The sequence below is a fragment of the Amycolatopsis sp. lyj-109 genome (assembly GCF_046548995.1).
Classification (GTDB): domain Bacteria; phylum Actinomycetota; class Actinomycetes; order Mycobacteriales; family Pseudonocardiaceae; genus Amycolatopsis.
Map to the genome: position 1 here is coordinate 72,223 of NZ_JAJPWR010000016.1, position 18,750 is coordinate 90,972.

The following is an 18,750-nucleotide window of genomic DNA, read 5'->3' on the forward strand; positions in this document are numbered from 1 at the left end:
CATGACTCACGCAGGGGCGGCGGCCAGGCCCGCCGGAGGGGGACGCATCCGGGGCACGGTTGCGATCCTCAGAGAACGGCTGCCGTTCACCAGCGGCGTCACGCTCGCGATGCTCGTGCTGGCCGTCGCGACCGGGGCGCTGTGGAACGCCGCCGAAGACCGCGCGATCTTCCCGTTCGTCGCCTACGGGCTGCCATCGCTGGAGTCGGGCCGGTGGTGGACCATGCTCACCGGGCCGTTCTTCGCCGTCATCCCTTGGTACTACCTGCCGATGGTCGGCAGCTTCGTGCTCTTCGCCGGCTTCGCCGAGTGGAAGCTGGGGACGCGGCGCGCGATGGCCGTGACGATCGGCGGCCAGCTGGCCTCGGTGCTCGTCGCGACCCAGTTCCTCGCGCTGTCCCGCAACTCCGGCTGGTTGTGGGCCGAGCGGGTCGCGGGCAGCCTCGACGTCGGGTTCTCCGGCGGCGCGCTCGTCGCGGTGGCGATCGCCAGCGCGACGCTGCGGCCGCCGTGGGCGCTGCGCCTGCGGGCCGGGCTGTGCGTGTACGCCGGGGTCGCGATCGTCTACGTCGGCACGCTGGCCGACCTCGTGCACTTCTTCGCGCTGCTGCTGGCCCTTCCGCTCGGCAAGCGCCTGGTCGGCACGCGGCGGCCCGGCGGGCAGACGGCCCCGAACCTGCGGGAGTGGCGGGTCCTGGCGGTGGCCGGCCTGCTGCTGCTCACCATCGCCGAGATCGTGATGTTCCTGGTGCCCGGCGACGGCCCGTTCGGTTCCGACGACGGCGTTTCGCTGTCCGCGCCGGAGCTCGGCGTCCTGGTCCTGCTGGTGGTGCCGATGCTCAACGGGCTGCGCAAGGGCAGCCGCGTCGCGTGGCGCTGGGCGGTCGGGCTGTCGGCGTTCGTGACGTTGCAAGGCCTCGCCGTCGCGACGCTGCTCGGGGTGGCCGACATCTTCGGCGGGGACTACGACACCGCGGGCCTGCCGCTGTTCTTCGTGGACAATCTCCTGTGGACGGTCGAGCTGGCCGTCCTGATCGCCGCCCGGCACGCCTTCCGGGTGCCTTCGCGACGCCGGCTGCGGCGCCACGCGCAGGGCCCGGGACCGGCGCTGGCCCGCAGCCTGCTGGGCCGCCACGGCGGCAGCACGCTGTCGTGGATGACGACCTGGCCGCGCAACACCTACTTCGTCCGCGAGGACGGCCGGTCCTACCTCGCCTACCGCCGCCACGCCGGGGTCGCGGTCGCCCTCGGCGACCCGATCGCGCCGGACGGCACCGCGGCCGCCACGGTCACCGAATTCGCCACGATGTGCGAAAACTCCGGGCTGGTGCCGTGCGTGTTCTCGGCGACGGAAGCCACCGTCGCGGCGACGCGCGAGCTGGGCTGGCAGCACGTCCAGGTGGCCGAGGACAACGTGCTCGACCTCGACGGCCTCGAGTTCCGCGGCAAGGCGTGGCAGGACGTCCGATCGGCGCTGAACAAGGCGGCCAAGCAGGACATCGAGTTCCGGCTGGTCCGGCTGGCCGACCAGCCCGAGCCGATCCTGGCCCAGGTCCGGGCGCTGTCGGAGGAGTGGATGTCCGGCAAGGCCATGCCGGAGATGGGCTTCACCCTCGGCGGCCTCGACGAGGCCATGGACCCGGCCACCCGGGTCGGCCTGGCGGTCGACGCGGAGGGCACGGTCCACGGCGTGACGTCGTGGCTGCCGGTCCACACGGGCGCGGGCAAGATCGGCGGCTGGACCCTGGACATCATGCGCCGCAGCCCCCACGGCTTCCGCCCGGTGATGGAGTTCCTCATCGCGTCGGCGTGCCTGGCCTTCCGCGACGAAGGGGCGCGGTTCGTCTCGCTGTCGGGTGCGCCCCTTGCCCGCAGTGGCAACGGGTTCCCGGCGCGCCCGGTGGACCGGGCACTGGAGTCACTGGGCCGCGTGATGGAGCCGTACTACGGATTCCGTTCCCTGCACGCGTTCAAGGCGAAGTTCCAGCCGCGGCGCGTCCCGCTGTACCTGGCATTCCGCGACGAGGCCGACCTTCCGCGCATCGGGCTGGCGCTGAGCCGCGCCTACCTGCCGGACGTCCGGCTGCGGCAGCTGGCGAAGCTGGTCAGTAGCTCTCGGGCACGCTGATCCGCTGCGGGAAGCGAATCTTCCGCCTGGTGACGACGTTGTGGTCCTTCGGGATCAGCCGTCCGTCGGTCAGGCGGAGCCAGTGGCCGTTCCGCGAGTCGGTGAAGGCGAGCATCACCCCGGGCGTCATGTCCGGGCGCCGCCACTCCTCGCGGATCGGCATCCGCCACTTCCCGGGCGGCAGGATCGCGTAGAGGTACTCGTCATCCTCGATGTTCCGCCCGCGGTGCAGCGTGGACCCGGTCATCGGCAGGTTGTGCACGAGATCGAACGACACGACGACGTGGTTGACCGCCTCGGCGTTCGCGTTGGAGACGACCATGTAGCCCTGGCCGCCGGCGTACTCGATCCACGCGGTGACCTTCCCGGCCTGCTCCTGTCGTTCGCGCTGGTCGCGTTCCCGCCGGTCCGCCTGCACGAGCCGCCCGTCGCGGATGGCGATCCACAACGCCACCACGACGGCACCGATCGTGCCGATGCCCCCGACCCACTGGCCGGAAGCACCCCACCAGTCCGGATTCCGCGGCTCGACGAGCCAGATCCAGGCCTTGGCCAGCAACGGACCGAACAGAAGCAGCACCCCGGCCACGCCCAGCACCCCGAACGCGACGGCCCGGATCCGCCCGAGCCGTCTCTCCGCATCCCCGCCCATGCAGGCAGCCTGCCGAATTCCGGCGTCCAGCGGAAGCGGCAAAACACCCACGCCACCGGTGCTCCGTCCGCCGTCGTGCCCGACGAGCCCCGTGAACCCACCGGCGAGCTCGCCTTACTGCGTTCCGAGCCCTCGACGCGGCGGACTCCGAAGTGGAGCCTCCACAGCAGCTCTGATCAGCGGTACGTCGTCGGCGGCGGCGTGGTCGTGCCGCGGTCCGCCGCCGGGACGAACCGGTAGCTCCGCACGATCCGCACCAGATCCTCCCGGATCGAAGGCCCGGACCGGTCGCTGTCGGCGTACGCCACCACCACGCCGGACGTCCCCGAATTCCCGCCGAAAGCCAGCGTTGCCACCAGGGCGTGCCGAGCCGTGCACTCCCCCGTGCCCGTCGGGGTCGCCTCGGCGACCACGATCCGGGCGGGGATCGCCGTGCCGTCGGCCTTCGCAACCTGCGCGTCCGCCTCCGGGCGCACCTGGGACGTCCCGCCGTACGCGGCCGTCGCCAGGTCCGTCGCGGCCTTGCGTGCCGCCGCATCGAGGTCCGCCACGGGTTCCGTGGTGACGCCCGCGCCACCCAGCGTTTCCTGGCCGCACTTGCCCAGGAACGCGCTCGTGATCAGCCTGATCCCGGCCCAGCCGTGCTGCGTGCCCGGCGCCGGTTCCCAGTTCGGCGGGACGTCGTAGGCGTACGAGCCGTCGCGCCCCGCCACGGACTGCCAGCCCGCGACCGCCGCCGGCACCGCCGCGCGCGGCGAAGGCGTCACCACCAGCGGTGCGGGTGGCGGCGAGGACGAGGCGGGGCGCGATTTGCCGACGCCCAGCGCGTTCAGCACGCCGGCGACCAGGGCGATGAACACCAGGCCGAACCACGGCGCCCGCCGCCACTTCAGTGGCTTCGGCCGCGGACGGATCCGCTTCGGCTGCGCGCGCGGCGCGTCCGCGGGTTCGTAACCGCCGAACCCGCGAAGCGCCGCGTTGTCCTCGTACCCCGGCGTCGCATCTTCGGAACGCCGGTTCATGTCAGCTCCGGACGAGCTTGACCAGGTGCTCGACGATGGCGTCGACCGCGATCTCCTCGCGGTCACCGGTGCGCCGGTCCTTGACCTCGACGACGCCGTTGGCCAGCCCGCGCCCGACGACCAGGATGGTCGGGACACCGATCAGCTCGGCGTCGGCGAACTTGACGCCCGGGGTGGCCTTGCGGTCGTCGAGGATGACCTCGATGCCGGCCGCGTCGAGGTCGGCGGCGATCTTCTCGGCGCCGGCCGCGATCGTCTCGTCCTTGCCCGCGATGACGATGTGCACGTCGAACGGCGACACCACGCGCGGCCAGATGATGCCGAGGTCGTCGTGGTTCTGCTCGGCGAGCACGCCGACCAGCCGCGAGACACCGACGCCGTAGGAGCCCATCGTGATCCGGATCGGCTTCGAGTCGGGGCCGAGCGCGTCGACCCCGAAGGCATCGGTGTACTTGCGGCCGAGTTGGAAGATGTGGCCGATTTCGATGCCGCGCGCGGCGACCAGGGTGCCCTGCCCGTCCGGCGACGCGTCGCCCTCGCGGACCTCGGCGGCCTCGATCGTGCCGTCCGGGGTGAAGTCGCGGCCGGCCAGCAGGTCGACGACGTGGTGGTCGACCTTGTCGGCCCCGGTGACCCAGGCGGTGCCGGGGACGATCCGCGGGTCGGCGAGGTAGCGCACGCCGTTGTCCTGCAACGCCTTCGGGCCGATGTAGCCCTTGACGAGGAAGGGGTTCTTCGCGAAGTCGGCCTCGTCGAGCAGCGCGACCTCGGCCGGCTCCAGCGCCGCTTCGAGGCGCTTCATGTCGACTTCGCGGTCGCCCGGGACGGCGACGCAGACTAGCGTCCACTCGGCCGAGCCCGGCTGGCGCGTCTTGAGCATGACGTTCTTCAGCGTGTCCGCGGCGGTGAACGTGCGGCCCAGCTGCGCGTTGTTGAGGAAGCCGACCAGCGACTCGATGGTCGGCGTGTTCGGCGTGTGGTGCACCTGCGCCTCGGGGCGGCCCTCGACGGGCTGCGCGGCCGGCGCGGGCGTGACGACGGCTTCGACGTTCGCCGCGTAACCGGACTCGGTGCTGCGGACGTAGGTGTCCTCGCCCGTCTCGGCGACCGCGAGGAACTCCTCGGACGCCGAGCCGCCCATGGCGCCCGACGTCGCCTTCACCACGACGTACTCGAGGCCGAGGCGGTCGAACAGCTTGACGTAGGCGTCGCGGTGGGCCTGGTAGGAGCGCGCGAGGCCGTCGTCGTCGAGGTCGAAGGAGTAGGAGTCCTTCATGACGAACTCGCGGCCGCGCAGGATGCCGGCGCGGGGGCGCGCTTCGTCGCGGTACTTGGTCTGGATCTGGTAGAGCGTGACCGGGTAGTCGCGGTACGAGCTGTACTCGCCCTTGACGGTGAGGGCGAAGAGCTCCTCGTGCGTCGGGCCGAGGAGGTAGTCGGCGCCCTTGCGGTCCTTGAGGCGGAAGAGGCCGTCGCCGTACTCGGTCCAGCGGCCGGTGGCCTCGTAGGGCTCCCTCGGCAGCAGCGCGGGGAACTGGATCTCCTGCGCGCCGATGGCGTTCATTTCCTCGCGGACGACGGCCTCGATGCGGCGCAGCACGCGCAAGCCCAGCGGCAGCCACGAGTACCCGCCCGGGGCGACCCGGCGGACATAGCCGGCGCGTACCAGGAGCCGGTGGCTCGGTACCTCGGCGTCCGCCGGATCCTCGCGCAACGTGCGAAGGAACAACGACGAAGTCCTGGTGATCACTGGGGGGCTCCCTGCGCCGGGCGGGTGTGAAAGTCCCGCTCAGGGTAGTCAATCCCCCGGCCGTGACTCCAACGGGTTACTCGGCGGCCCGTTTTTGTCGGTGGTGACCGCTAGCGTCGGGACATGGCCATCACGATGGGAATGATCACGATCGACTGCGCGGACCCGAGGAGCCTGGCGGAATTCTGGACGGCCGCGCTGGGCACGACGGTGGCGCAGGACCACGGGGGCGAGTTCCTGATCCTCGCCCCGGCCGAAGGCCGCCTCCCACTGGGGCTGCAGCGGGTGCCGGAAGCGAGAGCGGGCAAGAACCGGGTCCACGTGGACTTCGGCTGCGACGACCGGCAAGCGGAGGTGAAGCGACTGGTGGGACTGGGCGCGAAGGAGGTGGCGGAGCACCAGGTGCCGGGCTTGGCCTGGACCGTGCTGACGGACCCGGAGGGCAACGAGTTCTGCGTCTCGGCGGGGGCGCACTGAGGGCTGGTTCTCCGGGCAGCGGACCCGCCTTTCGACTACTGGCCACCTGCCAACGCGGCCGCTAGCATCGGCGCGACCAGGAACGGGGGTCCTCGGTGCGGGGTGACCGCGACATTTCCCGTTCGCGACGAAAGTTCTGATTCACAGGGGGATCCATGTCGCCCGTCAAGGGTGCCTTCACCATGCCCGGAAGAGCCGTGGCCGTGCTCACCGCCGCCGCGGTCGTCAGCCTCGTGACCGCCGTTCCCGGGGCCGCCGTCACCGGGGGCAGCCCGGCCGCCGAGGGGGCTTACACCTTCGCCACCAAGATCGAGGTCGGCGGCGTCCACGGGTGCAGCGGCGCCCTGGTCGCGCCGCAGTGGGTGGTCACCGCCGCCGGCTGCTTCCCCGAAAACGGCGGCCAGGCCGGTCCGCCGAAGCTCGCCACCAAGGCCATCGTCGGGCAGCGGGGTACCGCCGGTACCGCACGCGCCGTCGTCGACCTCCTCTTCCGGTCCGATCGCAACGTCGCCCTCGCCAAGCTGGCCGCGCCGGTCACCGACGTCGCTCCCGTCGCCATCGGCACCGCCGCCCCCGCCCAGAACGAGGCCCTCCGCGTCGCCGGTTACGGCCGGACCGCCACCGAGTGGGTGCCCGACAAGCTCCACACCGTCCCCGTCTCCGTGCAGAGCGTCACCGCCACCACCCTCGCCGTCCTCGGCGACCCGGCGGCCGCCACCACCTGCCAGGGCGATGCCGGCGGCCCGCTCCTGCGCGAGCGCGACGGCGTCGTCGAACTCGCCGGCCTCCACCACTCCTCCTGGCAGGCCGGCTGCCTCGGCTCGAGCGAAACCCGGCAGGGCACGGTCGAGACCCGCGTCGACGACATCGCCGGCTGGATCGGCCTCCGCCTCCGCGGCGACGCCTACACCGCGCTGCCCACCGCCCAGCGCGTGCTCGACACCCGCACCGACACCGGCGGCCACCAGAAGCCGGTCGCCGCGGGCGAATCCGTGTCCGTCGCCATCCCCGGCCTGCCGGGCGGCGCGAGCGCCGTCGCGGTAAGCCTGGTCGGCGTCAGCGGGACCGCGAGCACCTTCCTGACCGCCTACGGCGACACGCTGCCCACGACGTCCAACGTCAACCTGACCGCCGGCAACACCGCCGCCGGCATGGCCGTGGTCCCGGTCGGCCCGGACGGAAAGATCAAGGTCCGCAACAACGCCGGCGACATCGACGTGCTCGTCGACTACCTCGGCTACTACAGCGCCTCCGGCGAGTCGACCTACCAGCCGAAGGACAAGCCCGACCTGGTGCTCGACACCCGCACCTCGCTCGGCGGGCACCCGGGCAAGCTCGCCGCGGGCGAGGTCGTGACGGTGCCGGTCCGCGGCGTCGGGGGCATCCCGGCCGACGCCGTCGCGGTCGCCGTCAACCTCACCGGGACCGAAAGCGACTCCGGCACCTTCTTCAGCGTCTTCGCGCAGGGGACGCCCGGCCCGTCGACGCTCAACATCCGGCCGGACGAGAACCGCGCGGCCCAGTCGCTGGTGCGCATCGGCGACGACGGCGCCATCCGCATCTTCCTGCACCACGGCCAGAGCCACGTCCTGCTGTCCCTGGTCGGCTCGTTCGTCCCCGGCGACGCGGGCAGCCGGTACGCGGCACTCGCCACGCCCACCCGCCTGCTCGACACCCGCGCCGGCACGCCGGCGCCACTGGGCCCGGGCGGGATCGTCACGGTGGCGGCCCCCGTCCTGCCGTCCGGGGCGACGGCCGCGGCGCTGAACATCACCGGGGTGCAGCCGAGCCTCTCGACGTTCCTGGCCGCCTGGTCGCACGACCTGCCCTACACCGGTGTCCCCTCGACGGTGAACGTCACGGCGGGCGAGAACACGTCCAACGCCGCGACGGTCCGCCTCGGTACGGGGGCGCGCTTCGACGTCCGCAACTCGGCGGGCTCGACGCACCTGGTCGTCGACCTGCAGGGCTACTACACGCGGTAGCGGGTAGAAAGGCGGCATGAGCGCTCGCGTACTGCTGCCGTGGACCGACATCGACGTGCCGGAGGGGCTCGGCGCCGCGTACTACGACGGCGCCGGCGCCCCTCCGGCCGATCTCGGCGACGTCGAGTTCTACGTGCTGCCCTACGACCGCGGGCCGGAGCCACCGAAGCTGATCAAGGAACTGCCGTCGCTGCGGGTGGTGCAGTCGCTCTCGGCCGGCGTCGAGACGATCGTGCCGCTGCTGCCCGAGGGCGTGCTCCTGGCGAACGGGCGCGGCCTGCACGACCTGAGTGTCGCCGAGCACGCCCTCGCGCTCATCCACGCCGCGCAGCGGGACCTGCCGCGCTGGTTCGCGCAGCAGGCACGCGGCGAGTGGGTGCGGGAGCACACGCGGTCGCTGGCCGACAGCCGGGTTCTCCTCGTCGGGTACGGCTCGATCGGGCAGGCCATCGAACGTCAGCTGGTCGCCGCCGAGGCAGTGGTGACGCGGGTGGCGAGCCGCCCGCGCCCGGCCGAGGACGTCCACGGCGTCGCCGAACTGCCCGCGCTGCTGCCGGAGGCCGACATCGTCGTGCTGATCCTGCCGGACACCCCCGCGACGCGCGGCCTCATCGGCCCCGCCGAGCTCGCCGCCCTCCCCGGTGACGCCCTGGTCGTCAACGTCGGCCGCGGCACGGCGATCGACACGGACGCGCTGCTCGCCGAGACCGGCACCGGGCGCCTGCGCGCCGGTCTCGACGTCGTGGACCCGGAACCACTGCCCGCGGATCATCCACTGTGGACGACTCCGGGCGTGGTCATCACCCCGCACATCGCGGGCGGGTCGGCGTCGTTTTACCCGCGCGCGAAGAAGCTCGCGGCGGAGCAGCTGCGGAGGTACGCGCAGGGCGAGGAGCTGCTCAACCTCGTCGAGGCTTGAGCACGTACACGTGCCATTCGTCGTCGACGCGATATCCGCACCGTTCGTAGACACCCAGCGCACGGTGCGCATTGTCGACGTCGACGTTGAGGGCCGACCGGTCGAATCCCGCGTCCTTCGCCGCCAGGAGCGTGTGCCCCAGCAGCCCGGACGCGACGCCGCGGCCGCGCAGGGCCGCCCGGGTGCCCACCCAGGTGGCGTAGTGCTCGCGGATGCCCGTCGCCTCCGTTTCGGACGCGTAGTGGTGGCTCAGCACGAACGCCAGCACCTTGTCACCGTCGTCACCGTCCAGGACGAGGAACGACAGCTCGGGGCGGAAGTCCTTCGAACCGGTGACCAGGTGGCGCCAGGCGTCCGGCTCGTAGCTGGTGCTGCCCCAGTGGCCGGCGAAGGTGTCGTTGCGGGCGTCGAGCGCGGCGAGGTCGTACTCGAAGTCGAAGGGCACCGCCTCCAAGCCGTCGGGCAGCGGCGGCTGTGGCGGCAGGTCGGCGAGGCCGACCCGCATGTTGACCATGGTCCGGCCGTGCGTGTAGCCCGCGCGGGTGAGGACACCGGCGATCCAGCGCTCGTTCTGGTGACTGCCGTGGTGCAGTTCGAGCGGCGCGCCCGGGAAGGCGCGCTCGTGGACCTCGCGGCTCGTGCGCGAAAACCACTCGATCAGGTGAGTGCCGACGGCGTCGCTGCGGTGTTCCGGGTGCACGACCGACTGGAGCCGGATCATGTGCACGGGGGTCGCGGTCGCGCGGCGCAGCACCAGGCCGTAGCCCACGAGCCGGTCGCCCGCCCAGGTGCCGGCGGTGGCGCGGGCCAGGTCGACGTTGGGGGCGGCCAGCTCGTCGCGGAGGTCTTCCGCGCTGAAGTGCTCACCCGTCCGGTCGACTTCCTCGGCCGCCGCGTACAGCCCGGCGAGGGCGGGAGCGTCGTCGAGGGTCAACGGGCGCCAGGTCAGGTCCATGCCGGGAGGCTAGGCCGGGCGGCGGTGTCCGCGCATCCCGATTACCGATCCGGCCAAAAGCAGGCCGCCCCCCGAGCGGCAAGCAACCGTTGCCACGAAAGCCCTCCGGCCGTGACTGTGGTCGGATGGGCAATGAACGGCACAGTAGGCTCGGCACGTGCTGGTGCTCCTCCCTCCTTCCGAGACCAAAGCCGACGGCGGCCGCGGCGGCCCGCTCGACCTCGACGGGCTGTCGTTCCCCGAGCTGAACCCGGCGCGCGCGAAGCTCGCCGACGCGCTGGTCGCGCTGGCCGCCGACGTCCCGGCCAGCGTCGCGGTCCTGGGCCTCACCGAGCGGCAGGCCGGGGAGGTCGCGCGCAACGCGCAGCTGTGGACGTCCCCGACGATGCCGGCGCTGCGCCGCTACACCGGCGTGCTCTACGACGCACTGGACGTGAAGAGCTTCACGAGGGCCGGGTTGGCGAAGGCGCACCGGCGGCTGGCGGTGACGTCGTCGCTGTTCGGCGTGGTGTCGGCCACCGACCCGATCCCGGCGTACCGCCTCTCGGGCGGAAACTCGCTGCCGGCGCTGGGTACCGTCCGCGGGCTGTGGAAGCCGGTCCTCGAGCCGGTGCTGCAAGGCGTGGAGGGGCTGGTGGTGGACCTGCGCTCGGGCACGTACTCGGCGTTCGCCAACCTGCGCCCGGACGCGGTGACGGTCCGGGTGGTGACGGAGACCGCCCGCGGCGAGCGCGTGACGGTGAGCCACTTCAACAAGGCGCACAAGGGCCGGTTGGCGCGCGTGCTGGTGGAAACGCGCGCGGAACCGTCCACTGTGGACCAGCTGACGAAGGTGATCACCAAGGCGGGGCTGGTGGTCGAGCGCACGGGCGAGCACGTGCTGGAGCTGGTCACCGAGGGCTGACGGCCCGTTCGAACAAGGCACCGGAGCGATCACCGGCGATCCGCACGAGCCGGAAGCCCCGCCGGCGGTAGTAGTCGTGCAGCCGGCGGTTGGTGGTCCAGGCGTCGAGCCGCAGGGAGCGTTTCCCTCGCCGCGCGGCTTCACCGGCGGCTTCGCCGATCAGCCAGCTCCCGACGCCGAGCCCGGCATGGCACCGGTCGACGGCGAAGTGGCTGAGGTAGAGCGCGGAGGCGGGATCGTCGGCAGGGAGCCAACGCGATGAGGCGGCCTCGCCGAGGGTCATGGTGGCGACCGGGACCGGCCGGCGCGGAATCCGGCCGCGGTCGGCCTTCGCCGGGCCGGGTTCGGCGCCCGGGAAATCCCGGGTGATCACTTTCTCCGCCACCCGCAGCCCGCCGGTCGCCAGGTCCGGGCGCAGTTCCTCCGCCCGCCAGCGCGATCCCGCCCACTGGTCGGTGCCCTGGGTCCCCAACCACTCGCCGGCCCCGTCGAGGATCGCCAGCAGCGCCGGCAAATCCTCCTCCGATGCCGCGCGGAGGCGATACCCCCTCAAAACCGGTCCGGCGCGAACGCGCTCAGGTCGAACCCCGGGTCCTCGCCCAAGGCCATCGCCGCCACCAGCTTTCCCGCGAACGGTGCGTTCGTGAGCCCGCCCGCGCCGAAGCCCGTCGCCACCGCCAGGCCCGGCCGGACCAAGCCCAGCACCGGAAGGCCGTCCGGCGTTCCGGGACGGAAGCCGACCCGGGTTTCCGCGAGGGTTGCGTCCGCCAGCCCTGGCGCCACCGACAGTGCGTTCTCCAGCACCTCGCGCTGCCCGGCCGCCGTGACGCGGTAGTCGAAGCCCGACTCCGCCTCGCGCGTTGCGCCCGCCACCACCCGGCCGCCACCGAAGGCCAGGAGGTAGTGGCTGGTGCGTGGCAGGACCACCGGCCAGGCCGCCGTTTCCGTGCCCGGCAGGTCGAAGTGGCTGATCTGGCCTCGATGCGGCGTCACCGGCAGGTCGATTCCCAGCGGGGCCAGCAGGTCGCGGCTCCACGCGCCGGCCGCCACCACCACGCTGTCCGCGTCCAGGGGGCCGTCCGGGGTCGCCACCGTGCCGTCCGCGCGGAACGCGACCTCGCCCTCGACGAACTTCGCGCCCCTCCGCTCGGCGGCCGCCAGCAGGGCGCGGCGCAGCAGATGGCCGTCGACGCGGCCGGCACCCGCCAGGTGCACCGCGCCCAACCCGGGTGCCAGTGCCGGGAACAGCTCGCGGGCCTGCGCCGGGTCGAGGCGCCGGACCTCGCCGATCTCGGGCGCGTCCGCCGCCCGCGACGTCAGCCGCTCGTACGCTCCGGCCAGCTCCGCGTCGTCGGCCGACACCACCATTCCGCCGACCACCTCGAACGACGAACCTTCGAGCTCCGCCGTGAACTCCCGGTAGTACCGGCCCGCGGCCGCCGCGAGCGGGTACAGCGCGTCGTCCCAGCGGGATGTCCAGGGACTGACGATGCCGGCACCGGCCTCGGTCGCCGTCCCCGGGCGTGCCGCGTCCGCCACGATCACTTCCGCGCCACGGGCCGTCAGGTGCCAGGCCGTCGCCGCGCCGCCGATTCCGCTGCCGATCACGAGCACTCGCATGCTCCCCACCCTGCCCGATCTTGCCGCGCCCGGGCCAACGGGATAACCCACGCCGACGCCCGGCCGGTCGTATGCTGCGCGCCATGCCCAGCCGTGCCGAGCGGTATTTCGCCCATCTCGACACCCTGACGGGGTCCGCCGCGCCCCGGTTGCAGCCCATTCCGTCGACGCAGCCCGGACTGGACGACGTCATCGCGTTCGTCTACGCCGACGAGCCGGAGCCGCGGTACCTGACCGGCGCGACCTACGGCCTTTCCCTGGCCGACCACCCGGACTGGCACGGCGTGGGACCGGAGCTGTGGATCAGCGTCCGCTCCGACGACCCGGTCTGGGCGCTGGCCATCGGCTACCTGGCCGAGCAGCTGCGCGGCACCTGCCCGTTCGTCTACGGCGACACCATCGACTTCGGCCAGCCGATCGCCCCGGAGTCGCCGATGACGGCGTTCGCGATTTCGGCGCCCGCGGGCCTCGACGCGCACCAGTACACGCTGATCGACGTCGGCGGCGCGCCGATCAGCATCGCCGGCTGCTACCCGGTGCACGACACCGAGCGGAAGTACATCCGCGAGCACGGCATCGACGCGTTCTGGCAGCTGGACTGGGATCTCTACGACGTCCGCCGCCAGCCGGTGGTCTAGCCACCCCGCCGCGGCGCCGGGTCTCGAGCGCGGCGCAGGGCGACGTGCTCGGCCGTTCGGCGGCGGCGCTGGGCAGGCTTCCGCACCGGTCCGGGCGCCGCTCACCCGCGATAAGCAGCCGTCGCCAGCCGCGCGAACGAGCGGATCAGCGGCCCGGCGTCGCTGTCGCGCCAGGCGACCACCACCGGGTTCGGGGCCAGGCCGGTCAGCGGCACCACGACCAGTTCGCCCGGCGGCCGGTGCCCGAGCGGCATCAGCCCGACCGTGCCGTTCCACAGCACGGCCTGCAGGCACTCCTGCACCGCCCGCACCACCGGCCCTTCGCGGGGTTCCCCGCCATGCCAGTACGTCTGCCACACCGGGTCGGTGCCGCCGGGGAACCGGAACCAGCGCCGTCCGGCCAGGTCGGCGAGCGTGAGGTGGTCGCGGCCGGAGAGGGGGTCGTCGGCGCGCAGCACCGCGCCCACCGGGTCGGCACGCAGTTCGTGCACGGTCAGACCGGTCTCGTCGAACGGCCCGCGGGTCAGCGCGACGTCGACGAGCCCGGCGCGGAGCCCGCAGGTCGGGTCGGTCAGGTCGGCGTCGCGGACACGGACCTCGACGTCCGGGTGCTGCCGCCGGTAGGCGTCGGCGAGCCGGGTCGCGGCCGGGTCGGCACCGTCGCCGAGGATGCCGACGGTGAGCGTCGGCACGCCCGCCGCCGTGGCCACCCGCACGCGAGCCTGGTCGGCCTGGTCGAGCAACGCCCGCGCCTCGGCCAGCAGCGCCGTCCCGGCCGGGGTGAGCATGACCCCCGCGGCGGACCGCAGCAGCAGGACGGCCCCGACGTCGGTTTCCAGCTGCTTGATCGCCCGGCTCAGCGGCGGCTGGCTCATGTGCAGCCGTGCCGCGGCCCGGCCGAAGTGGAGTTCTTCGGCGACAACTACGAAGTTTATAATGCACTTCTACTACCGTTGTGACCTGCTTAGATCGGCCCACGACCGTGGGGTCTCCGACAGCCAGCGTCGGAGACCCCCCGGCTAAGCACGCTGGCTAGGCAGCAGCGGCGGGAACCCCACGGGCCGTGTCATAGATCCAGGTCCGGAAGTCCGGGGCGCTGGTGTAGACGGTCGGCTTCACACCCGGGTACTGGGCGGCGGCGCGGCCGCACGTGCCGACCAGTTGCGGCACACCGTGCACCAGTGCGACGGCGGGGCCGCCGGAGTCACCGCCGCCGGGACCGTCGGTCCCGTGCGGGTTGTCGGTGCAGATCTCGCCCGCCGACTGTCCCGCGTCGGCGCACCGGCCCGGCGACAGCACCGTGGTGTGCAGCTGCTGAAGCTGCACCGGCCGATGGCTCGTGTCCCCGTCCGGCTGGTCCGCACCCCACCCGTACAGCGTCACCCGATCACCCGGCCTGGCCGGGTGCCCGGCGAGCTGGATCGGCTGCACGTTCACCGGGTGATCCAGCTTGAGCAGGGCGATGTCGTCCACCGGCTGTGCGGGCGCTCCGGCGGCCCACTGCCAGCCGGGGTGAACCTTGATCTCGACGACCTTGGCCGTCTCCCCTCCCTGAGTACGGTCCTTCGATCCCACGCGCACGGAGAAGGTCCGTGCCGACATGGGGATGCTCCCGGCATTGCCCGGCATGTCGGTGAAACAGTGCGCGTTGGTCGCCACCCAGCTACGGAACAGCAGCGCGCCGCCGCACCAGGGAGCGGCGAACCGACCGTAGGCGGGGGCGTCATACACCATCGACACCGCCCAGCCCGTGTCCCCGGTCGCGGCACTGCCGCCAACAATCTCCGGTTGGACAGCAGCGGTTGCGGTGCTTGCGCCCAGCAGTCCGGGCAGTGCCAACGCTGCCACGGTGCACGCGATTGCGGTTGTTCTCAACACTCCTCTTTCCGTTGTGTACCAATAAACCTCCGAGCCTCAAGCTCGGAAGAACTTGAATGCGACCGGGGCGGTGACCTTGACGACGGGCGGGGGTGGGGCCCAGCCGACGCACCGCGAGGAGGGCGCAGTGCGTCGACCGGGGATTCAGGGGCCGGGTTCGATTACTCGGCCAATTTCATCCGCTCGGGTGGTCATGTCGGTTGCGAGTTCGGTGAGGCGTTTGCCGAGTTCGCGAAGCCACCGCTCGTATTCGTCGTCCTGGGTGTGGACGTGCAGAAGCTTGAGCGTGATATCACCCATAGCCCGGTTCACACCGGCCATCTTGGCGAGCAGTTCTCGATCACGCTTATGCATCCGGCACCTCCCGAAAGAGCCCTTGAGCACGAAGCGTCTCCCGGGTTGCTGCGAGCGCGCGGAGCTCGCAGCCGGGGCAGGTGCGCCCCGGGAGCGGGTGCACCGGCCACCTCGTGACGCTCTCGCGGTCATGCCGCAGCGGAAATGCCTGGTCCTCTTCGCAGCCCGGTGTGAGCAGCGGTGGCCAGTCGGCACGCAACTGGACGAGTGGGTACCAGTGAGCCAGTCCGTCGATGAATGCGTGCCACTCGTAGTCGGTTGGGTAGGACATGGACCTGTGTTCAGCCAGGATTCCTGGCCTGTCGTCGAGAACTGTCATTGCCACTTCTCCGGCAACGTGCGCGGAGCACGGAACTTGGGCCAGTACGCGTCCACAAGCCGCTTTGCCGTCACGAAGTCCTTTTCGGTCATCGGTTCGCCGGGCGCGCGTGGCCGGGCCAGCTGAGCGAAGTCCGAGTCAGTCGGACGGATATCTGCCTCCCTGTTCACTTCCGCCCTCCCGTTGCCCGCAGGCTTGCAGACTTTCTTTCATTGAGTGCGATTTTCAGTAGGAGTCGTATGGGCGCCAGTTGATACAGGTCGGCCGCTTTCGCGTTTCCAGCCATTCGATCAACGCCATGCGCGTATCGGCAACCGGAATGGCTGCCGTGCGCGGAAATACCGCGCCGGTTGTACCGTTAAAAATTAAGTCCACCTCAGGCAGTGGACGCTTGGGGTTGAAAGAGTTGGCGATCGTCATCTCTGGATCGTCATGGTCCGTGTAATTCAGTGCCGCGAAGCCCGCCGACGGGCGGACACTGATTCGAAGCTGATGGTTGGGGAACGGACCATCCTTGCTGCGATGGAATTCGACGTCGCCAACCGCGAGTGTGGTTTCCCAGTCGACATGATCCAGTGTCAATATCTCGTCAACCAGGCGAGTCGATGCCAGCATTCCGCGTGTGACGCGGACTACACCAGTGGTGAGCGATGCCGTGAGGAGCATGTTGTTCACGTCGCCGTTCGGTCGAGAGGTGGCCGCCTGGTGCGGACCCTGCGTCTCCGGCCGGAACGCTGGACCCTGCCGCCGCCAACCGTCACGCAGCGCAGCGGGTCGGGTCTATATCAAGTCGGACATGCGGCATGCCGGCCTCGACATAAACGCCTGGTAGGCGCCGGTTTCTGAGCTCATGAGATTGATCTGCTGGTGAGAGCCTGTCGCACTATGTACGCTGGTCAGAGGGCAGGCTGGCTCTAACGTTGACGAGGGGATCGGATGAGTTCACCCGGCGGTCCGCAGCAGCGCGCAACCGGTTCATCTGGTGGTCGTCGCTGCCCGGGGTGCGGGACAGCGCTCGCAGCCGACAACACCGCTCGCCTGTGCAGCAGGTGCCATCGGGAGCAGCGTGACCAGCTCCGCACACCACCGGTCGAGCTGACGAACGGCTTTTTCGAGACGGACGAATTTCGAGCAGCGTTCGAGAGTCAGCATATCGGCAAGGTATTCAAGGCTTACCGAAATCACCCACGACACCTTCAACTGCTCGGCAAGGCGCTCAATCAGGAGCTACATGGAGCTGTGCGGCTGGGGCCGCCACCTGGCCACCACCTACACCTGGGGCGAGCCGGTGCCCGGCGCATACCTGCCCGACCTCGAAAACGCCGGCTGCATCCTCTACTGGGGGTACAACCCGTCGGTGTCCCGGCTCGCGCACGCCACCGCGACCACGGCGGCCCTGCGGCGGGGCGCGAAGCTCGTCGTGGTGGATCCGCGGCGGGCCGGCCTGGCGAGCAAGGCCGATCACTGGCTGCGCGTCCGGCCCGGCACGGATGCCGCACTCGCGCTGGCGATCACCAACGAGATGCTCGAAAACGGCTGGTACGACACGCATTTCGTCGAACGGTGGACCAACGCGGCGTGGGCGGTCCGGACCGACACCGGCGAACTGCTCGCGCGCGGCACACCCCCGCCGGACGGGGTGGCGACCCGCCGGGTCTGGGACCTCATCACCGAAGAGTGCGCCCAGTTCGCCCCCGACGTCGCCGAGCGGATCACCGGCGTGCCCGCGGACCGGATCACCGCCGCGGCCCGGCTGCTGTGGGAAGCGCGCCCGGTCGCGTTCTACACCTGGAGCGGGCTCGAACAGCACAGCAACGCGACGCAGACCGTGCGAGCCATCGGCCAGCTGTACGCCCTCACCGGCTGCCTCGACGTGCCCGGCGGGAACGTCCTGTTCACCCCGGTGCCGTCGAACCCGGTCGACGGCGCGGCGCTGCTGTCCCCCGGGCAGCGGGCCAAGGCCATCGGCGTCCGCGAGCGGCCGCTCGGCCCGGCGCGGTTCGAGTTCGTCACCGGCGAGGACTTCTACCGGGCGGCGCTGGACGGCGTCCCGTACCGGGCCCGGGCGCTGGTCAACTTCGGTGCCAACCTCGTACTGGCCCACGGCGACAGCGCGCGTGGCCGGGACGCGCTCGGCGCCCTGGACTTCTTCGTGCACACCGATCTGTTCCTGAACCCGACCGCGGAGCAGGCCGACATCGTGCTGCCGGCGACGAGCGCATGGGAAGGCGAGGCCCTGCGGATCGGCTTCGAGACGAGCCAGGACGCGCAGTCCACCGTCCAGTTGCGACGTCCGCTGGTCGCCCCGCGCGGCGAAGCCCGTCCGGACCTGCGGATCATCTTCGACCTCGCGCTGGCGCTCGGGCTGGGCGAGCACTTCTTCGACGGCGACATCGAGGCGGCCTGGCGCCACCAGCTGGCCCCGAGCGGGATCAGCCTCGAGCAGTTGCGGGCCGCCCCGGAGGGCATCCGCCTGCCGCTGCGGACGGTCCACCGCAAGTACCGGCAGCGCGGCTTCCGGACGCCCTCCGGTGTCGTCGAGCTGTACTCCGAGGCGCTGCGGCGGGAGGGCTACCCGCCGCTGCCGGGCTACGACGAGCCGTCGCTCAGCCCGGTTTCCCGGCCGGACCTGGCGGCCCGCTACCCGCTGATCCTCACCTGCGCCAAGTCGCTGTTCTTCTGCGAGACCCAGCACCGCGCGATCGCGAGCCTGCGCAAATCCGCCCCCGACCCCCAGGTCGAGCTGCACCCCGACACGGCGGCGGCGCGCGGCATCACGGCCGGCGACTGGGTGCGGCTGGAGACTCCCCGCGGCAGCGTCCGCGCGCGGGCGAAGTTCAACGTCAACCTCCACCCGGACGTGGTGTGCGGCCAGCACGGCTGGTGGCAGCCCGCGGCCGGGCTCGGCGAGCCAGGCTACCCGGTCACCGGCGACGGCAGCGCCAACCTCAACCTCGTGCTCGGCCAGGGCCCGAGCGACCCGGTGAGCGGCAGCTCACCCCTGCGCGCGTCACTCTGCGAGATCGCACGGGAGGAACACCCCTGAACGCCGGTCCGCCGGTCTGCCGCAGCCGTCGTGAGTGGTAATTCGGGTTAGAACCCGAATTACCACTCACGACCACCAGCCACTAGGGCCAGCGGTCACTTGA

The 18,750-nt window shown here is 71.6% G+C and carries 18 protein-coding genes; 7 read left to right on the forward strand and 11 right to left on the reverse strand.

The window, feature by feature from the left end:
• Position 1: 1 nt before the first annotated feature.
• Entirely contained in the window at positions 2-2,128 is a 2,127-nt protein-coding gene (locus ACLJQF_RS31640; RefSeq protein ID WP_410613994.1) for a bifunctional lysylphosphatidylglycerol flippase/synthetase MprF, read from the forward strand.
• Here ACLJQF_RS31640 and ACLJQF_RS31645 read toward each other — a convergent pair.
• The 3 genes from ACLJQF_RS31645 to ACLJQF_RS31655 all read right to left on the reverse strand — a co-directional run bounded on the left by ACLJQF_RS31645 (position 2,106) and on the right by ACLJQF_RS31655 (position 5,552).
• Positions 2,106-2,780 carry a hypothetical protein gene (locus ACLJQF_RS31645; RefSeq protein ID WP_410613995.1) on the reverse strand — a complete coding sequence of 225 codons (675 nt, stop codon included), beginning with the start codon at positions 2,778-2,780 and terminating at the stop codon, positions 2,106-2,108. The genes ACLJQF_RS31640 and ACLJQF_RS31645 overlap by 23 nt on opposite strands.
• A gap of 176 nt (positions 2,781-2,956) precedes the next feature.
• Positions 2,957-3,802, reverse strand: coding sequence for a hypothetical protein (locus ACLJQF_RS31650; protein ID WP_410613996.1), 846 nt, complete (start codon positions 3,800-3,802; stop codon positions 2,957-2,959).
• Between the two features lies 1 nt (position 3,803).
• Positions 3,804-5,552 carry a proline--tRNA ligase gene (locus tag ACLJQF_RS31655; RefSeq protein ID WP_410613997.1) on the reverse strand — a complete coding sequence of 583 codons (1,749 nt, stop codon included), beginning with the start codon at positions 5,550-5,552 and terminating at the stop codon, positions 3,804-3,806.
• Between the two features lie 123 nt (positions 5,553-5,675).
• Here ACLJQF_RS31655 and ACLJQF_RS31660 point away from each other — a divergent pair, with 123 nt between their 5' ends.
• The 3 genes from ACLJQF_RS31660 (at position 5,676) to ACLJQF_RS31670 (ending at position 8,933) form a co-directional block, all read left to right on the forward strand.
• The gene (locus tag ACLJQF_RS31660) at positions 5,676-6,029 is read left to right on the forward strand and encodes a VOC family protein (protein ID WP_410613998.1); all 354 of its coding nucleotides are present in this window, start codon (positions 5,676-5,678) and stop codon (positions 6,027-6,029) included.
• Between the two features lie 182 nt (positions 6,030-6,211).
• Positions 6,212-8,014: a S1 family peptidase gene (locus ACLJQF_RS31665; protein ID WP_410613999.1), complete on the forward strand. Its 1,803-nt coding sequence runs from the start codon at positions 6,212-6,214 to the stop codon at positions 8,012-8,014.
• Between the two features lie 16 nt (positions 8,015-8,030).
• Positions 8,031-8,933, forward strand: coding sequence for a 2-hydroxyacid dehydrogenase (locus ACLJQF_RS31670; RefSeq protein ID WP_410614000.1), 903 nt, complete (start codon positions 8,031-8,033; stop codon positions 8,931-8,933).
• Here the strand turns inward: ACLJQF_RS31670 and ACLJQF_RS31675 are convergent.
• Complete coding sequence (locus ACLJQF_RS31675; RefSeq protein WP_410614001.1) at positions 8,914-9,888, reverse strand: GNAT family N-acetyltransferase; 975 nt, start codon at positions 9,886-9,888, stop codon at positions 8,914-8,916. The genes ACLJQF_RS31670 and ACLJQF_RS31675 overlap by 20 nt on opposite strands.
• Before the next feature lie 157 nt (positions 9,889-10,045).
• On the opposite strand from ACLJQF_RS31675, the gene yaaA reads away from it, so the two are divergent.
• Positions 10,046-10,792 (forward strand): peroxide stress protein YaaA, encoded by a 747-nt coding sequence (gene yaaA, locus ACLJQF_RS31680; protein ID WP_410614002.1) that lies wholly within the window; start codon positions 10,046-10,048, stop codon positions 10,790-10,792.
• Here the strand turns inward: yaaA and ACLJQF_RS31685 are convergent.
• Both ACLJQF_RS31685 and ACLJQF_RS31690 read right to left on the reverse strand, forming a co-directional pair.
• On the reverse strand, positions 10,779-11,306 hold the full coding sequence (locus tag ACLJQF_RS31685) for a GNAT family N-acetyltransferase (RefSeq protein ID WP_410614003.1): 528 nt from the start codon (positions 11,304-11,306) through the stop codon (positions 10,779-10,781). The genes yaaA and ACLJQF_RS31685 overlap by 14 nt on opposite strands.
• 35 nt (positions 11,307-11,341) lie before the next feature.
• Positions 11,342-12,412 carry an NAD(P)/FAD-dependent oxidoreductase gene (locus ACLJQF_RS31690; protein WP_410614004.1) on the reverse strand — a complete coding sequence of 357 codons (1,071 nt, stop codon included), beginning with the start codon at positions 12,410-12,412 and terminating at the stop codon, positions 11,342-11,344.
• Between the two features lie 83 nt (positions 12,413-12,495).
• Here ACLJQF_RS31690 and ACLJQF_RS31695 point away from each other — a divergent pair, with 83 nt between their 5' ends.
• Complete coding sequence (locus ACLJQF_RS31695; protein ID WP_410614005.1) at positions 12,496-13,050, forward strand: suppressor of fused domain protein; 555 nt, start codon at positions 12,496-12,498, stop codon at positions 13,048-13,050.
• A gap of 101 nt (positions 13,051-13,151) precedes the next feature.
• Here ACLJQF_RS31695 and ACLJQF_RS31700 read toward each other — a convergent pair whose 3' ends face one another.
• From ACLJQF_RS31700 to ACLJQF_RS31720, 5 genes are all read right to left on the reverse strand, one after another.
• Positions 13,152-13,988 carry a LysR family transcriptional regulator gene (locus ACLJQF_RS31700; protein ID WP_410614149.1) on the reverse strand — a complete coding sequence of 279 codons (837 nt, stop codon included), beginning with the start codon at positions 13,986-13,988 and terminating at the stop codon, positions 13,152-13,154.
• 94 nt (positions 13,989-14,082) lie between these two features.
• Positions 14,083-14,898, reverse strand: a complete 816-nt coding sequence (locus tag ACLJQF_RS31705; RefSeq protein ID WP_410614006.1) for a S1 family peptidase — start codon at positions 14,896-14,898, stop codon at positions 14,083-14,085.
• 174 nt (positions 14,899-15,072) lie between these two features.
• On the reverse strand, positions 15,073-15,282 hold the full coding sequence (locus ACLJQF_RS31710; protein ID WP_410614007.1) for a hypothetical protein: 210 nt from the start codon (positions 15,280-15,282) through the stop codon (positions 15,073-15,075).
• 544 nt (positions 15,283-15,826) lie between these two features.
• On the reverse strand, positions 15,827-16,267 hold the full coding sequence (locus ACLJQF_RS31715) for an Imm1 family immunity protein (RefSeq protein ID WP_410614150.1): 441 nt from the start codon (positions 16,265-16,267) through the stop codon (positions 15,827-15,829).
• 309 nt (positions 16,268-16,576) lie between these two features.
• Positions 16,577-16,786 (reverse strand): hypothetical protein, encoded by a 210-nt coding sequence (locus tag ACLJQF_RS31720; RefSeq protein ID WP_410614008.1) that lies wholly within the window; start codon positions 16,784-16,786, stop codon positions 16,577-16,579.
• Positions 16,787-16,832: 46 nt separating this feature from the next.
• Here ACLJQF_RS31720 and ACLJQF_RS31725 point away from each other — a divergent pair, with 46 nt between their 5' ends.
• Complete coding sequence (locus ACLJQF_RS31725) at positions 16,833-18,647, forward strand: molybdopterin-dependent oxidoreductase (RefSeq protein ID WP_410614009.1); 1,815 nt, start codon at positions 16,833-16,835, stop codon at positions 18,645-18,647.
• The last annotated feature ends 103 nt before the right edge of the window (positions 18,648-18,750 follow it).

Coding starts and splice junctions, on each gene's coding strand:
- ACLJQF_RS31640 (WP_410613994.1), top strand. CDS start 2: ATGACTCACGCAGGGGCGGCGGCCAGGCCCGCCGGAGGGGGACGCATC.
- ACLJQF_RS31645 (WP_410613995.1), bottom strand. CDS start 2,780: ATGGGCGGGGATGCGGAGAGACGGCTCGGGCGGATCCGGGCCGTCGCG.
- ACLJQF_RS31650 (WP_410613996.1), bottom strand. CDS start 3,802: ATGAACCGGCGTTCCGAAGATGCGACGCCGGGGTACGAGGACAACGCG.
- ACLJQF_RS31660 (WP_410613998.1), top strand. CDS start 5,676: ATGGCCATCACGATGGGAATGATCACGATCGACTGCGCGGACCCGAGG.
- ACLJQF_RS31665 (WP_410613999.1), top strand. CDS start 6,212: ATGCCCGGAAGAGCCGTGGCCGTGCTCACCGCCGCCGCGGTCGTCAGC.
- ACLJQF_RS31670 (WP_410614000.1), top strand. CDS start 8,031: ATGAGCGCTCGCGTACTGCTGCCGTGGACCGACATCGACGTGCCGGAG.
- ACLJQF_RS31675 (WP_410614001.1), bottom strand. CDS start 9,888: ATGGACCTGACCTGGCGCCCGTTGACCCTCGACGACGCTCCCGCCCTC.
- ACLJQF_RS31690 (WP_410614004.1), bottom strand. CDS start 12,412: ATGCGAGTGCTCGTGATCGGCAGCGGAATCGGCGGCGCGGCGACGGCC.
- ACLJQF_RS31695 (WP_410614005.1), top strand. CDS start 12,496: ATGCCCAGCCGTGCCGAGCGGTATTTCGCCCATCTCGACACCCTGACG.
- ACLJQF_RS31710 (WP_410614007.1), bottom strand. CDS start 15,282: ATGCATAAGCGTGATCGAGAACTGCTCGCCAAGATGGCCGGTGTGAAC.
- ACLJQF_RS31715 (WP_410614150.1), bottom strand. CDS start 16,267: ATGCTCCTCACGGCATCGCTCACCACTGGTGTAGTCCGCGTCACACGC.
- ACLJQF_RS31725 (WP_410614009.1), top strand. CDS start 16,833: ATGGAGCTGTGCGGCTGGGGCCGCCACCTGGCCACCACCTACACCTGG.